The organism is Paenibacillus sp. FSL K6-0276 (assembly GCF_037977235.1).
Taxonomy (GTDB): Bacteria; Bacillota; Bacilli; order Paenibacillales; family Paenibacillaceae; genus Paenibacillus_AQ.
This window is the reverse complement of sequence record NZ_CP150276.1, coordinates 3994900-4009993: the sequence shown is the minus strand read 5'-3', so window position 1 is coordinate 4009993 and position 15094 is coordinate 3994900. Positions and strand designations below refer to the sequence as shown.

Annotated in this window: 12 protein-coding genes and 1 pseudogene; 10 read left to right on the top strand and 3 right to left on the bottom strand. The window is 40.0% G+C overall.

Translation table 11 applies throughout. The features are described 5' to 3' along the window. Genes rbsD through rbsB form a run of 4 tightly spaced genes read left to right on the top strand, consistent with a single transcriptional unit; the run spans window position 1 to window position 3800 of the window. Window positions 1-399: a D-ribose pyranase gene (rbsD, locus tag MHH52_RS18875; RefSeq protein WP_340004006.1), complete on the top strand. Its 399-nt coding sequence runs from the start codon at window positions 1-3 to the stop codon at window positions 397-399. A gap of 18 nt (window positions 400-417) precedes the next feature. Continuing rightward, complete coding sequence (locus tag MHH52_RS18870) at window positions 418-1899, top strand: sugar ABC transporter ATP-binding protein (protein ID WP_340004005.1); 1482 nt, start codon at window positions 418-420, stop codon at window positions 1897-1899. A gap of 2 nt (window positions 1900-1901) precedes the next feature. Continuing rightward, window positions 1902-2870 carry a ribose ABC transporter permease gene (rbsC, locus tag MHH52_RS18865; protein WP_234532232.1) on the top strand — a complete coding sequence of 323 codons (969 nt, stop codon included), beginning with the start codon at window positions 1902-1904 and terminating at the stop codon, window positions 2868-2870. A gap of 12 nt (window positions 2871-2882) precedes the next feature. Then, window positions 2883-3800, top strand: a complete 918-nt coding sequence (rbsB, locus tag MHH52_RS18860; RefSeq protein ID WP_340004004.1) for a ribose ABC transporter substrate-binding protein RbsB — start codon at window positions 2883-2885, stop codon at window positions 3798-3800. A 68-nt stretch (window positions 3801-3868) separates the two neighbouring features. Here rbsB and MHH52_RS18855 read toward each other — a convergent pair whose 3' ends face one another. Next, window positions 3869-5737, bottom strand: coding sequence for an LTA synthase family protein (locus MHH52_RS18855; protein ID WP_340004003.1), 1869 nt, complete (start codon window positions 5735-5737; stop codon window positions 3869-3871). A gap of 288 nt (window positions 5738-6025) precedes the next feature. On the opposite strand from MHH52_RS18855, the gene MHH52_RS18850 reads away from it, so the two are divergent. The 5 genes from MHH52_RS18850 (at window position 6026) to MHH52_RS18830 (ending at window position 9823) form a co-directional block, all read left to right on the top strand. Beyond that, complete coding sequence (locus MHH52_RS18850; protein WP_340004002.1) at window positions 6026-6406, top strand: hypothetical protein; 381 nt, start codon at window positions 6026-6028, stop codon at window positions 6404-6406. A gap of 69 nt (window positions 6407-6475) precedes the next feature. After that, window positions 6476-6928, top strand: coding sequence for a hypothetical protein (locus tag MHH52_RS18845; RefSeq protein ID WP_340004001.1), 453 nt, complete (start codon window positions 6476-6478; stop codon window positions 6926-6928). Window positions 6929-7087: 159 nt separating this feature from the next. After that, entirely contained in the window at window positions 7088-7573 is a 486-nt protein-coding gene (locus MHH52_RS18840; RefSeq protein ID WP_340004000.1) for a hypothetical protein, read from the top strand. A gap of 390 nt (window positions 7574-7963) precedes the next feature. Beyond that, entirely contained in the window at window positions 7964-9376 is a 1413-nt protein-coding gene (locus MHH52_RS18835) for an IS1182 family transposase (protein WP_340003999.1), read from the top strand. Between the two features lie 276 nt (window positions 9377-9652). Beyond that, the gene (locus tag MHH52_RS18830) at window positions 9653-9823 is read left to right on the top strand and encodes a hypothetical protein (RefSeq protein ID WP_340003998.1); all 171 of its coding nucleotides are present in this window, start codon (window positions 9653-9655) and stop codon (window positions 9821-9823) included. Window positions 9824-9878: 55 nt separating this feature from the next. On the opposite strand, the gene MHH52_RS18825 is transcribed toward MHH52_RS18830, so the two are convergent. Then, window positions 9879-10343, bottom strand: coding sequence for a hypothetical protein (locus MHH52_RS18825; protein ID WP_340003997.1), 465 nt, complete (start codon window positions 10341-10343; stop codon window positions 9879-9881). A gap of 293 nt (window positions 10344-10636) precedes the next feature. On the opposite strand from MHH52_RS18825, the pseudogene MHH52_RS18820 reads away from it, so the two are divergent. Next, window positions 10637-11726, top strand: a pseudogene (locus tag MHH52_RS18820) (serine hydrolase); the annotation flags it as partial. A 905-nt stretch (window positions 11727-12631) separates the two neighbouring features. On the opposite strand, the gene MHH52_RS18815 reads toward MHH52_RS18820, so the two are convergent. Beyond that, window positions 12632-14893 carry a 5'-nucleotidase C-terminal domain-containing protein gene (locus MHH52_RS18815; protein ID WP_340003996.1) on the bottom strand — a complete coding sequence of 754 codons (2262 nt, stop codon included), beginning with the start codon at window positions 14891-14893 and terminating at the stop codon, window positions 12632-12634. Window positions 14894-15094: the final 201 nt, after the last annotated feature.

Genomic DNA, 15094 nt, shown 5'->3' with positions numbered 1-15094 from the left:
ATGAAGAAACACGGGATATTAAATAGCCATATTTCCAAAGTGCTTGCGGACTTAGGTCATACCGATACAATTGTCATCGCAGATGTTGGCCTTCCAGTTCCACCAGGTGTTCCGAAGATTGATTTAGCGGTTAAACTAGGGGTTCCTAGCTTCCAAGACATCGTTGACATCATTTCAGAGGATATGGTCATCGAAAAGGTAATTGTGGCAGAGGAACTAGCTACGGATAATAAAGTCACCTCTCAATACTTGAATAATAAATTTAAGGAAATATCCATAGAAGCGTATTCACATGAGCAATTTAAGCAACTGACCCAGCAAGCTAAGGTTATTATTCGCACGGGTGAAGCTAAGCCGTATGCAAACTGCATTCTACAAGCCGGGGTCTATTTTGGATAAAAAGGGGGTTCTAAGTGTATGTACATTACGATGAAAGATATTCATAAGTCTTTTGGCGCTAACCGTGTATTAACCGGTGTGGATTTTGAACTTAAGGATGGTGAAGTTCATGCCCTAATGGGTGAGAATGGCGCAGGTAAGTCTACGCTCATGAATATTCTGATCGGTCTGCACCAACGTGACCAAGGCACCATTCGTATAGATGGTCAGGAGAAATACTTTGCGAATCCCAAAGAGGCAGAACAATATGGCATTGCATTTATCCATCAGGAGCTGAATGTATGGCCGGATATGACGGTTCTGGATAACCTGTTTATTGGCAAGGAACGAACATCCAAATTTGGCCTGTTAAATAGGAAAGAGATGAAAGCGTTAGCAAATGAACAGTTTGCTAAGCTCTCAGTGACCATTCCTTTGAACCAAGAGGCGGGGGAATGTTCGGTAGGTGAAAAACAGATGATAGAGATCGCTAAAGCGCTTATGACTCATGCAAAAGTTATTGTCATGGACGAGCCTACCGCTGCTTTAACCGAGCGAGAAATACAGAAACTATTCGAAGTCATTGCCTCACTGAAGAAAGAAGGCGTCTCTATCGTCTATATTTCGCATCGGATGGAAGAGATTTTTACGATATGTGATCGAATCACTGTTATGCGGGACGGGAAAACCGTAGATACGAAGCCCATTCCTGAAACTAACTTTGACGATGTAGTTCGGAAGATGGTAGGTCGTGAATTAACAGACCGTTTCCCTGAGCGAACTACTAAACCTGGAGAAGTGGTTCTTGAAGTTAAGAATGCATCAAAGAAAGGGCAATTTAAAAATGCTAATTTCTCTGTACGAGCTGGTGAAATCATAGGATTCTCTGGATTAATGGGATCTGGACGTACAGAAATGATGAGAACCTTATTCGGACTGGAATCTTTAGACCAGGGTGAGATTTGGGTGAAGGGAAAGAAGGTTACCATTCGGAATCCCAATGACGCTATGCAAGCTGGAATCGGCTTTGTTACAGAAGACCGCAAAGATGAGGGGTTAGTCCTAGATTTCTCTATTCGAGATAATATGGTGCTGACGAATTTATACGACTTCGCCCCTAAGGGTGTAATCAATGCTAAGAAGGAACAAGAATTCGTGAACATGCTTATTAAACGCCTGCACATCAAGACACAATCATCATCCACTTTGGTCCGGAATTTATCTGGGGGTAACCAACAAAAAGTAGTTATCGCTAAATGGATTGGTATTGGCCTCAGTGTTCTTATTCTCGATGAACCTACACGCGGCGTCGACGTTGGGGCAAAACGGGAAATCTATCAGCTTATGAACGAGTTAACTGAACGTGGTGTCGCCATTATTATGGTATCCTCAGAACTCCCTGAAGTCCTAGGGATGAGTGACCGCATCGTAGTTGTTCATGAAGGGGAAATCAGTGGAGAACTTTCACAACAAGAAGCTACGCAAGAAAAAATCATGACGTTAGCTACAGGGGGGCAATAGTAATGACAACTATCAAAGATGAGAGTGTAAAAAAAGGGTTCCAAATGGGGCAAATCACGCAGAAATTAGGGCCATTACTAGGGCTAATCATTCTTATTATTATCGTAACCGTGCTGAACCCAAGCTTTATGGAACCTCTAAATATACTGAATTTGCTTAGACAAGTCGCAATTAATGCGCTAATCGCTTTTGGGATGACCTTTGTTATTCTGACAGGTGGCATCGATTTATCAGTCGGTTCTATTCTAGCCTTATCCAGTGCCTTTACAGCCAATCTGATGTTGTCAGGATGGGACCCTATCTTAGCAATTATTGTGGGTTGTTTAGCGGGTGGACTGATGGGGATGGTCAACGGGCTGATGATTACGAAAGGCAGAATGGCGCCTTTTATCGCTACACTGGCGACCATGACTATTTTCCGCGGATTAACGCTTGTATATACGGATGGTAACCCGATCACAGGTCTTGGAGACAGCATGACGTTCCAATTGTTTGGTCGTGGATATTTACTAGGAATACCTGTACCTGCTATCACGATGATTATCGTATTCGCTGTCTTGTGGATTGTACTACACAAAACGCCTTTTGGCCGTAAAACGTATGCCATTGGGGGGAATGAGAAAGCATCGATTATTTCAGGGATTAAAGTAGACCGCATCAAAATAATGATCTATTCCTTAACGGGTATGTTATCCGCATTGGCAGGGGCTATCTTGACCTCCAGATTGAACTCAGCACAACCAACAGCGGGTACATCCTATGAACTGGATGCGATCGCAGCTGTAGTATTAGGGGGTACGAGCTTAACAGGTGGCCGTGGACGTATCGTAGGCACATTGATTGGTGCTCTTATTATTGGGATTCTGAACAATGGATTGAACTTGCTCGGCGTATCCTCTTTTTACCAAATGGTAGTTAAAGGGATCGTTATTGCGATTGCTGTACTCATAGACCGTAAGAAAGCCGTATAAGGGGGATTCCACATGAAAAAGCTCACATTAATTTTTACTTCCTTACTCTTGATTCTTATGACTGGCTGTTCTTTAGAGCCACCAGAGTGGGCTAAGCCTAACAGCGGCGGGGGCCCAGGGAATATGAAGATTGGATTATCCATATCTACCTTGAACAATCCGTTCTTTGTATCGGTTAAAGATGGAGTTTTGGCAGAAGCTAAGAAACTAGGCATGGAAGTTCTCGTTATCGATGCGCAGAATGATTCTGCCAAGCAAAGTAATGACGTTGAGGATTTAATGCAAAAAGGTGTAAATGCACTGTTGATCAACCCAGTAGATTCATCGGCGATCTCGACGGTTGTTCAGACGGCTAACAGTTTGAATATTCCAGTCGTTACTTTGGACCGTTCTGCAGATAAAGGGGATATTGAAGCCCTTGTTGCCTCTGATAATGTAAAAGGTGGATCAATGGCGGCAGAATATATTGTAGAGCAGCTTGGAAAAGGTGCTAAGGTCATTGAACTAGAAGGATCACCAGGAGCATCAGCCACTCGTGAACGTGGGAAAGGATTCCATGAACTTGCGGATACTCAGCTTGAGGTCATTGCGAAGCAAACTGCTGATTTCGACCGTACGAAAGGTTTGACCGTTATGGAGAACCTACTCCAAGGAAACCCAGATGTGCAAGCGGTCTTCGCTCATAATGATGAAATGGCTCTGGGTGCTATAGAAGCGATTCAGAGTTCAGGTAAGAATATTCCTGTCATCGGTTTTGATGGAAATGAAGATGCACTCAAATCTATAGAGGCGGGTAAACTAACAGGAACCGTTGCTCAGCAGCCTGCATTAATTGGGCAGTTAGCGATTCAAGCAGCGAAAGACGTGTTAGATGGCAAGACGGTTGAGAAACTGATTGCCGCACCTCTAAAACTGGTCGTAAAAGAATAAGTAAATGCCTATAGAAAAACACTGCATTCACCAATTTGGTGGGTGCAGTGTTTTTGGTATATAAAAGCTTATTTTTCCTCAATCACTCTATCCGGTAACTGTGTCACATAACTATCGGACAAATGGAGAAGCTCTAACGCACGATCGAACTCATCCTCTGTCGTTTGTTGCGTGTGGTTACCATCGCCAGATAAGGTATAATGCTGACCGTCCTCGAAGCCACTGCCAGATAGGAAGAGCTCTTCGTTATTTACGAAAGATCCTGTTGGCAAATAATAGCGCTGAGGAAGTAGGTTATAAGTCGATTGATTCAATAAATCTTGTCCGAAATGAATATGATCATCAAGAGAAACACCTAATAGATTGGATAACGTAGGCATAATATCAACCTGTCCGCCTAATTGTTCCTTCACGCTTGGCGTTGTAATCCCCGTCGCTGATAGGATCAATGGAATATTAATTAATTCGCGTTCCGTATATTCATGACCAAGGATTTCCTGTAATAAGAGGTGATCATTCTCTTTCAGAGAGAAGATAGGAAGTCCGCGGTGATCTCCGTACAATGCGATCAAGCTGTTATCCCACACACCGTTTTGTTTGAGTTCATCGATAAAAAGTCCAAGAGCATAGTCAGCATAATTCTGAGCCCGAATATAATCACCAACAAGCGTTCCTTCGAATCGTTCTGGAAGTGTCATTTTGTATTTATCTTCTGGGATCGAGAACGGATTATGAGCTGACATCGAAATGACATGTGAGTAGAAAGGCTGATCATTCCGATCCATTCTTGCTAGTTCAGCAGCTGTTTTCTCATATAATACTTCATCAGAAGCCCCGTAGAATACAGTATCCTCTTCACTAAAGTAAGTCTTATCGTAGTAACGATTAAATCCTAAGGCACTATAAAGCTCACCACGGTTCCAAAAGTCGACTGCATTCGTATGGAATGTTGCCGTATCATAACCTTGCGCTTGGAGTATCTTGGGTAAACTTGGAAGCTCTTTGGGAGCATACATCTGAGTGGCTGGACCATCAGGTGGAACATAGAAAGAAGTATTTACAATGAATTCAGCGTCAGAAGTGTTGCCTTGTCCAACCTGCTGGTAGAAACGCGGAAAGTAGTAACTGCTAGCCGCAAGCTTGTTCATATTTGGTGTGATTTCTACTCCATCAATCTTTAGATTGATTAAGAAGTTCTGAAAAGACTCCATCTGAAGTATGATCAGATTCTTTCCTTTGGCGGCTCCAAATAGAACCGGATTAGAGGTAACTTGAATTCCTTTGGTTTCATTAATTGTTGATTGTGTAATCTCAGCGACGTCAATTTGTTCTTCTTCTTGATTGGCTAGCAGAGAGTAGGCTTCATAATTGAGAATGCCCATTTGCTCGGCTTTAACGGTTTCGTTCATACTGGCTCGGTTTGGAAAAATATTCATTGCACAAATGACGATGGAAATACAGAACAAGATAGCAACCGTTTTGCGGTTACTTTTACGAGACATGGCTTTTTTCCAATCTAGTGCCTTTTGTTTTCTAAACATGACCAAACCAATAACAATGATATCCAAGAAAATAAGCATATATTGCGGACGCATGACTGAAAATATACTTTTCTTAACGGCTCCAACTTGTTTGACCTGATCTAATACTTGCGAAGTAGCAATGATGCCAAAGTGATTGTGATATACGATTAATGAGAAAAATAGAGTAGTAATCAACACATTGACCAGCATGTAAATGGCAATTTTTCGTTTCGTTGCGAACCATTCAATCAAGCAAAAGACTAGAAGCACAAAAGGGATTTCTTTAAGCCATGTGGTCCAAGTAGGCCCATCTTCGAAAAGAAAATACCAAGTAAAATAACTTTTTACTAGCATGATGAGAGAGAAGAATAGTATGGATCTTTTACTTAGTGTACGAGGTTCTTTAAACGGCATCTCTTATGCCCATCCTTTTCTTTTAGATTAGTTCATTCTATTACATTGAAGTGTTTAAAATCAACTAGACTGGGGTATGCAAGAGACTTATTTTCCTTAATATTACATTTAGGTGAATGAAACCATACATATTATTAAAAGAATTATTTTTATGGGAAATGAACTTTTCAAGGTACTCCTAACTCTTATAGGGGAGAGAGGTGAAAGCATGGATGTCGCTTTCAATCTTCATTAGGTGGAAGAATATTTGATATTCGCTTTGATACATTGCCGAAAGAGCTGCATTCCATGCAGATAGTCGTTAAAGAATTTGCTGGATATCAAAAGCTGGACGAAAAGTATCCCCTGACTTCCCTAAGTGATAAGGCATTTATGCTGAGTGATAAAGAATTGTGGTTAAAGGATGTATCCAAAACCTCTCAGGGCATCGAAATAACGATCGCTACGGATGATGATGTAATGCTGGATGGAGTATCAATAGAAACGAACAATGAGAGTACACCATTAAAAACAACGATCAATCGAAAAGAGGTAAAGCAAGTGGACGGCAAACTGATGAAGGAACGCACCTTATTATTTGATACACAAACGGAGCCTGAGTCACTTCATATAGAAGGAATGCATTACATGAAGGCATACAATAAAGTGATTGAGATACCTGTTGATTAAAAAAGTGATGCCATATCCAAAAATTATGAAATATAGTAAGCTATAATAGTCTGAGAAAGTGAGGGATTAATGGATAATATAGGAGTTTATGAGGTGAGTCGTCCTTCTTTAATGTCACTTCTACTATCAATGATTTTTTCAAGTGGCTTACTATTGACAAGCGTCAGAACCAATACGGATTATAAAGATATTGGATACGCTTTGTTAACCTTCTGTCTGATAGTTGTATTCGTATTGCTCTATAGGATCATTACGATTAGAAGGTTCATTGAAATCAAGATTCTTCCGGACTCAATAATAGTTGGAGATAAAGAAATTGAAGCAAACCGAATTGAGAATATTTATGTAAAGGGCTATTTCAAGCCCGTAATAGGGATTAAACCTGTAGATCATAAATTTGTTCCCTATAGATTATGTTTTAGTTTTCTTGACCAAGAATACAGGGGAATGAAAGAACTAACCAAATGGGCTGAATGTAATCAAGTTAAACTGTCTCATAAAAGATTTATGAGATGGCTCTAATCAGGGACTGTGACAATACAAGGGGTGTTCCAAGAGCCTTGAGATGGCTGATGGGGCGCCCCGTCTTTTTTTTGATCTCCTTCATCCAAACACCAAGATGCAATATCCATTTTTTATAACATATGGTAATCTATATGGACGTGAGAAAAGGAGGGGCACATGGATAATATAGGGGTCTATAGAGTGAGGCGTCCATCGTTAATACCGCTGCTGATAAGCATCAGTGTGCTATTGGGTATTCAATTATTTCAAATTTATAACCTGAACTATCGCTTTACAAATAGCGACAATTTAGTGCTTTCTTGTTTGCTTTATGGTGAGGCTATTTTGTGTTTGATTGTCGCAATTGTGTTAATCTACAGGATATTTACGATTCAAAGGTTTGTTGAAATTCAAATTCATCCGGACGCTATATTAATAGAAGATCTAAGAATTGAAGCAGAGCGGATTAATATTATTTATATAAAAGGATATTTTAGTCCTGTAGTTGGGATTAGACCTAAAGTCAATAAATTTGTTCCTTATAAATTATGTTTTAATTTTCTTGCACAAAAAGATGAAGATGAAGTGATGAAACAGTTAAAAGCTTGGGCCGAACGAAATCAGATCAAAGTATCTCATAAGAATTTTTCGAGATGGCTATAAGCCCCTCTAGTCAAATATGCGAAATGAAAGACACTGACTCCATGTGAGGCCACTGAAAAAGTCCAGTTACTAATTTAACTTAAGGCTATACATTTAAGGAGTAGGTTTAAATACGGGGAATATTTGGACTACCGGCCGCTGTTGTCTCCAGATTTCTTGATTAAATCGCTATTTGCGGTTGAAATCCGGAGACAAAGGCGGTCGCTATCACTCCTACAGTTCCAAATTTCCCCTTCGCTACTCGCCTCTAATGTTTTTTAAGTTCAAGTTATACAGGCGTATTTTGGAGGCCCGTGAAAACTCCATTCCAGGACACCCATCCTCGATCTTTTCGAGGATGGGTGTCCTGTTTTGCTGTATAATGATTAATCCCTTAACCTCAGTCCATTTATGGCTATTTACGATATCGTCGTACCTAAAGATAATATGCTACGACAAATAAATGACCTCGTAGATTTTTCCTTTGTTCATGAAGAATTACAGAATAAATATTGCCTGGATAATGGTCGCAATGCCGTGCCTCCCATTCGTATGTTCAAGTATTTATTACTAAAATCGATCTTTGATTTATCAGATGTCGATGTCGTAGAACGTTCTAAATATGATATGTCCCTCAAATACTTCTTAGATATGGCGCCTGAAGATGAGGTCATCAATCCTAGTTCACTCACGAAGTTTCGTAAACTCCGGTTGAAAGACGTGAACCTGCTCGACATGCTGATTCAAAAAACGGTGGAAATCGCATTGGAAAAAGAAATCATTAAGAGCCGATCAATTATTGTGGATGCTACCCACACAAAATCACGATTCAATCAACAATCACCAAAAGAAATTTTGATGGAGAAGTCTAAGCTATTGCGGAAGGCAGTTTATCAGATCAATGAAAACATGAAAGATAAATTCCCGCCAAAAACAACGACAAACGAATTAGTGGATGAACTGGACTATTGCCAAAAAGTAATTGACGTCGTGGAAAAAGAAGAAAGCATCCGCGAATACCCAAAGGTAAAGGAAAAGTTGAACTACTTAAAAGAAATCGTAGAAGATCACGTGGAGCACCTCCAATTCTCAAATGATCCAGATGCACGTGTAGGTCACAAAACGGCAGATTCCTCTTTCTTTGGCTATAAAACACATCTTGCAATGAATGATGAACGTATTATTACAGCTGCAGTAATTACAACAGGTGAAAAAAGTGATGGAAAACAACTTCAATCCTTGATTACTAAAAGTCGTAAAACGGGTATGGAAATCGATACGATCATTGGAGATACAGCCTATTCTGAGAAAGAGAATATCCAATATGCCCATGAAAATGGATTGCAATTAGTATCCAAATTACACCCATTAATTACGCAAGGAAAACGTAAAAAAGAAAATGAATTTGAGTTTAATAAAGATGCAGGAATGTACGTTTGTAAAGCCGGACAGATGGCAACTCGCAGGGCACGTACGGGGACAAAAAATGTAGGAGCAAATCAAGTAGATACCTATTACTTTGATATCGATAAGTGTAAGCAATGCCCCTTAAAAGAAGGTTGTTATAAAGAAGGAGCAAAATCGAAAACCTATTCAATCAGTATCAAATCAACGGAGCATAGCGAGCAGCAAACTTTCCAAGAAAGTGAATATTTTAAAGAGAAGGCAAGAGAACGTTATAAAATTGAAGCAAAGAATAGTGAACTAAAACACAGACATGGGTATGATGTGGCATCTTCCTCAGGTCTCGTCGGCATGCACATGCAAGGAGCAATGGCTATATTTGCAGTAAATCTCAAAAGAATATTGACGCTATTAAAGTAAAGAGCATGAGGAATACATAAAATAAAGGCGAATTCTCACTCAGAATGGAGGGGAATTCGCCTTTAGCTGTTTAAGCTCATTTTACAGATTCTTAAAACACACGTTTTTCAGTGGCCTCACTCCTTGTTGGTGTCTTTTTTTTAAATAACCGACACGTCATATGACATGTAACAAAGCTAATTGGTGACAGAACGTTTCTAGCTAGAATGACATTCAGTTTGTGATACTCAGAACAGGTTCGCTATTCACAAATAACCCAATAGAGGAGAATGGATTATGAAGAAAAAGACACGCAGGCTCAGCGTCATCGCACTATTATCAACAGCAGTATTTACAGCATGTTCAGCACCAGTCTCCACTAACGCAACAAACACGACTGAATCTCAAAATACGACGGAAGAAAGGTCAAACAGCGCTAAAGGAGCTTTTAATGGAAGGCTGTGTTAAACAATATTGTTGATTTAAGCTCAAAATAAATGGGCGTTTAATTATGCCCATTCGCTTAATTACTATATTTGTTTAACCAGTCCTTTTGCCAATCTTGAAAGGACTTAGGTTGAAGTTCTTCCAACGTTTTACCTTCTAAAGACCAATACCCACCGACTGATGTATCGCCATGTGGATACGAAGTCCCTCCGATGGGTTGACCATTAACTTCGTAAACATAAACATCAACTTTTCCTTGAGTTAGCGGATGATTCTTGACGATAAACTTTTCAATGTTTATTGTCTTGCCAAAATATATGGACGGGTCAACAAGTTGCAATCCCCAATAAATCATATAAGGTAGTGTTACGATTTTCTGTTTTGTCAGTTCGTAACTCTCAGCATGCCCTTCATAAGAAATTACCTGGAAGCCCTTATTCTCAAGATAGCTTTTCGAAACGGATTGTTCTTTCGGTATTTCGTTATTTTTTGTACAACCAATTAATAATACGAACAACAGAATTGGAATCAAATACTTCAAATATCACACCCCCATTCTAATCGAAGAATTTGTGTTCATTGTCCTAAACAAACATGATGTGACCAACATATGTTTCTTAATTGCCTTGGTATTCTCATAATTCTTATTATTCGAGATTGTAAAAAATATACAATTTCTTGTTTGCCGCTATCGTCCAATGCTTCAGCAAGCCTCTTTACTTGCTTTAGTTCCACAGTTAAATCAACTCCGAACAATCAGTTATATCTATAATTATAGAACAATTGTTCGTGTTATTCAATTATCAACATTAGGAATTAACATAGCCTAATGGAAAAGAAATCGAGGCTTTCGCGGACCCTATATTTGCGCAGAAAATGAAGGAATACAATGTGAACGGATCCAATTTTGTAGTGGTTAAAGACGGAAAGGTGCTCGTGAATAAAGGGTACGGATATGCGGACAAAGAAAAGAAAACCCTTGTCGATAAGAATACCGTCTTTCAGATCGCATCCGTGTCGAAGACATTTACAGCTTTAGCAGCTCTGCAGCTAGTGGAACAAGAAAAGATGGATCTTGATCACGATATCAATGCGTATCTTGGAGGAATGAAAGTACCTAATGAAACGGAAACTCCGTTAACCTTAAGAAATATGTTGTCTTACACAACGGGCTTTGATTACCCAGATAAAGCTAACTTTGTTGGACCGGAATATGTAGATCAAGATATCCACATGAAAAAGTTTATGACGGAGCATATGCCGACGGTCGTTCGGACACCTGGTGAAGCGTATACCTATGATAATTTTGCATTTTTACTTGCTGGTTATGCGATTGAGAACGTAAGTGGCACCCCGTTTTATAAGTATATGGAGAACCATGTGTTCAAACCGCTAGGAATGAACTCTACTAGTGCTCGATTTACCCCAAAGCTTTTAGATAGAATGGCCACACATTATAGTCCAGAGGGTAAACCTCATCCAACCTTTGGGCATGCTCCAACCGATGGGCCACAGGGCAGCATCCTTTCAACAGGTGAAGATATGGCTAAATATTTAACTCTTTTTCAACAACAAGGTAGCGTGAATGGAAAGCAAATCATTAGTAAAGAAACCACGAAGATGATGTAAACCTATTCTGTATTTGCGAATGAATCGCTTCCGATGACGACGATTGGAGGATTTGAAGGGTATCGTAATGATCTGATGAATGGCTATCATGTGGTTCTCAAAGGTGGAAATATGCCTGGAGGAGAATACGGCTTTCTACATGTCCTATAACAATGACACAATGATGAGCTTAGATATCTATGAAGCCTTGATGGATCACTATTTCCCTGAAAAGAAAGCTCCAGAGACGCCAACGTATCTCCCATTGCCTGCATCAGAAGCTGCTAAATATACTGGAACTTATTTGAACACAAGATTCAGGTTCTAGTATCAGCAATGACGTGGAGGTTCGAGTCCTCTTGACCGCATCACTGTTTCAAATCGGAGAAGCCTTGATTTATAAGGTTTCTCTTCTTTTTGTCTTTGTTGGAATGCTGGATAGAAGGAGAAGAACGGTCATTTATTGAATTGTTTTTCTAACATTTTTCTAACATTCATTTTATTTTGTGATTTGAAGTGAAAGATTGCGAAATCTCGATACTGTAGTTGGAATTATGAAAGCAGCTGGTGTGAATTTCCACGGAGTAGATCAGAAGAAGAACAATATCAAGCATTATGTACACTTATCGAACAGCTTACATATTTTTTTGCGGGACAAGAGGTTGGCCAATTTGGTTCGGAGGAATGAGCAGATGAATTAAAAAGAACGTTCAGCTTTAGAAACATATGGATGAGGTGAGGAATTACCACATCAAACATTACAGAGTCTTAAAACACTAATATTTAATCAAATAGAAGAAATGGTAGAGCTTAGAAATGAAAATAATTACCTTTAGGAGCGACTTACAGGGAAGAAATTATCCACGTTTTGAAGCAACTTCTAGGAACTGCTAGAGCCATAATTCATGAACTTGATATTGATATTTCCTCTTAAGGGTACAGATTTGTTCTCCTTGTCCTAAAGATCTGTCTGGTCCTTAATAATACAAAATATAGCCTATACATTTCTTTAATATTCAAAATGTATAAGCTGATTTTTTGTCTAAATGCTATGCCATGTTAGAAATAGCAGTGAGTAGAGAACATTAATGATCCATTCTAGGAAATTTATAGTTTGGTGCCTACTATTTCGCTACCATTGACTGTAAATAAAAACCAGCAAGCCTCCGGCCAAAGGAGATTTGCTGGTTTTTTGGTTAAGATTGCACTAAACAGCTATGATTAAGGCAACATTTTTACATATTGTCCGTACACATAGGCTTCTTTGCCGTTAAAGTTGATCTTCACCCATCCATACTTATCGGTGCTTAGTACCTCCAAGACGGTATCCTTAGGCAATGCTGTATAAATTTTTGCTTTGGATGAGGCGTTAGCGCGTACATTCAAGAAATAAGCTGTAACTTTGGCTTGCTTCTCTGTTTTACCCGTAGATTCTTGTACAGGTGTAACTGGCTCTGGTTTAGCCTGCTCTTCAACAACTGCAGGTTCACTAGGTTTAGGTTGTTCTTCAACTACTACACCAGCTGAGGTTTTTCTCGCTTGATTCAGCTTTTGATAGAAATCACCTTTGGTTTTTACGTCGGAGAACAACGCTTGGTTTACATTCGCCTTTGTAGAGAGCTCAGCGATTTCTTCATGGGTAACCGAATCTAGAATGTTAATGGAAGCTATATTTGAATATTTACCATCTTCCGTTGTTGGAACAGATAGAATACCGGCATTAATCAGTTCCACGACATCAACACGCGCCGGCGCTGTCGTATCGATACCTGTCACTTTCCAATTATGATGGATTGTTGGTTCGTACACGCCTTTTTTTACATCTTTCAAATAAGCGATAGAGAGATTTCGAATGGTACCTTTATTTTCGCCATAGGCAGTAGCATCTTTAGAAGACCAGAGCTGCTTGAATGTTCTTCCTTCCAGAGCCCCACCTTTAGCTTTCAGGGCTTCCATTCGGTAGGCGTTCATTCCAAGCTTCAGACTATCGTCTGCCTTCACGGAAGCGCCACTCGCATACTTCAGGTTCTTAATTCTGCTTCCATAAGGCTCGGACAAATCAACTTCATAAGATACTCCTCCAAAGAAATCATTGGTGCTGTATTTAGAGGCACGTCTCTTGGAGTCGAAGCTGATGGTTACATCGCCTGGACGCGTCGAGTTGAAATAACCTACTGCCCATTCCATATAGTCTTTTAAGTCTTTGCCTGTTACCTGGTACACCGTAACTTCACCAAGCGCAAATTGATAATTGTAAGCAATATCTTTTTTCTTAATCGGCCCAACATCTAGTTTAGCCTTATCATTATCAATCTGGTGAGCGACGACATCGGCCTTGCTGTAGTGCAGCATCACTTCGCTGAAGAAGTCCGATAACGGAGTCTCCTGGATTTGAACAGTAGTAATGCCTTGAATTTCATTCGATGGGACAAGATTCGTTCCCTTTAGTTCAGCAACAACGGTATTGGCATCCGCACGTGCGAACTCGTGAAATGGCTTTAAAATGCCCTCTAGTCCGGCATCGGATTCCTCAAACGAACCGTCTGAGGCTTTTACTGCCAGAGCCGTTGCTTGTTTGTCTTTCAGTACCACTTTATCCCCTTGCTTCGTGAACGTCAGGTCGATACGCGAAATATGCGATCCATATTTATTAGGTTCAGAGATCAGCACGCCGTTCACTGTCTTCGATTCAACAAGTGTATGCATATGTCCGGCGAAAATAGCAGTTAACTCTGGATTCGCATTAGCGATATCCGTTACACCTGTACCTGCTTTTCCATTCTCATTATCAAGGCCCATATGCATGAGACCTACAATGACATCAACCTTGCCTTTCAACTCTGCAATGGCTTTTTTTGTTTCTTCTACAGGATCCTTCACGATAATTCCGTCTAGGTGGTCGGTTCCCTTTTCAAACTCAGTAATCATGGGTGTATTCATGCCGATAATGCCAATTTTGATCCCGGCCTTCTCAATAATGGTATAAGCCGGCATGTACCGGTCGCCATTTTCTTTGAATACGTTCCCTACTAAGGGTTGTCCCTTAAATTGTGAGGAGATTTTTTGCAGCACATCAAGTCCGAAATTAAACTCATGGTTGCCCATAACCCAAGCATCGTATTTCATCTCATTCATGGCTACCATCATTGGAGATTTGGGTTGATTATTAAACAATTCTGCAGAGTTATCTTGTATCATGTCTCCTGCATCAAGCAAGAGAGTGTTCGGATTCTCTTCACGAACCTTTTTCACAATCGTGTACAGCTGAGTCAAGCTGCCCGTCTTGTTCGGGCCGTCGAGCGCGTAATCCCATGGCATAAACCGTCCGTGGATATCCGATGTTCCAAGCAGTGTTATGGTTGTTTCGGGTTTAGCCTCTGCGGCTTGAACTTTGTTGCTGGAGAGAGGAGTGACAAGAGTTGTGGCGCATAACACAAATATGAGCAACAGTCCTACATAACTCTTTGGAGCAAATTTCTGCATGTTATTAAGTCTCCTTTGGATAATTTTATGTAAAGATATCTTTCTACACATAATTCTAGTCAATAGGAAGTATTATGTAAACTATTAGTTTCATCTAACCTCATAGGATAAACTACTAGGATGAATAGTTGGAAATCATCCAGCATCATTCTCACCAATGAAACAAAGACCTTGATTCAAGCTGAGAAACAAGCCAGGTTC

Coding starts and splice junctions, on each gene's coding strand:
- rbsD (WP_340004006.1), top strand. CDS start 1: ATGAAGAAACACGGGATATTAAATAGCCATATTTCCAAAGTGCTTGCG.
- MHH52_RS18870 (WP_340004005.1), top strand. CDS start 418: ATGTACATTACGATGAAAGATATTCATAAGTCTTTTGGCGCTAACCGT.
- rbsC (WP_234532232.1), top strand. CDS start 1,902: ATGACAACTATCAAAGATGAGAGTGTAAAAAAAGGGTTCCAAATGGGG.
- rbsB (WP_340004004.1), top strand. CDS start 2,883: ATGAAAAAGCTCACATTAATTTTTACTTCCTTACTCTTGATTCTTATG.
- MHH52_RS18855 (WP_340004003.1), bottom strand. CDS start 5,737: ATGCCGTTTAAAGAACCTCGTACACTAAGTAAAAGATCCATACTATTC.
- MHH52_RS18850 (WP_340004002.1), top strand. CDS start 6,026: ATGCAGATAGTCGTTAAAGAATTTGCTGGATATCAAAAGCTGGACGAA.
- MHH52_RS18845 (WP_340004001.1), top strand. CDS start 6,476: ATGGATAATATAGGAGTTTATGAGGTGAGTCGTCCTTCTTTAATGTCA.
- MHH52_RS18840 (WP_340004000.1), top strand. CDS start 7,088: ATGGATAATATAGGGGTCTATAGAGTGAGGCGTCCATCGTTAATACCG.
- MHH52_RS18835 (WP_340003999.1), top strand. CDS start 7,964: ATGGCTATTTACGATATCGTCGTACCTAAAGATAATATGCTACGACAA.
- MHH52_RS18830 (WP_340003998.1), top strand. CDS start 9,653: ATGAAGAAAAAGACACGCAGGCTCAGCGTCATCGCACTATTATCAACA.
- MHH52_RS18815 (WP_340003996.1), bottom strand. CDS start 14,893: ATGCAGAAATTTGCTCCAAAGAGTTATGTAGGACTGTTGCTCATATTT.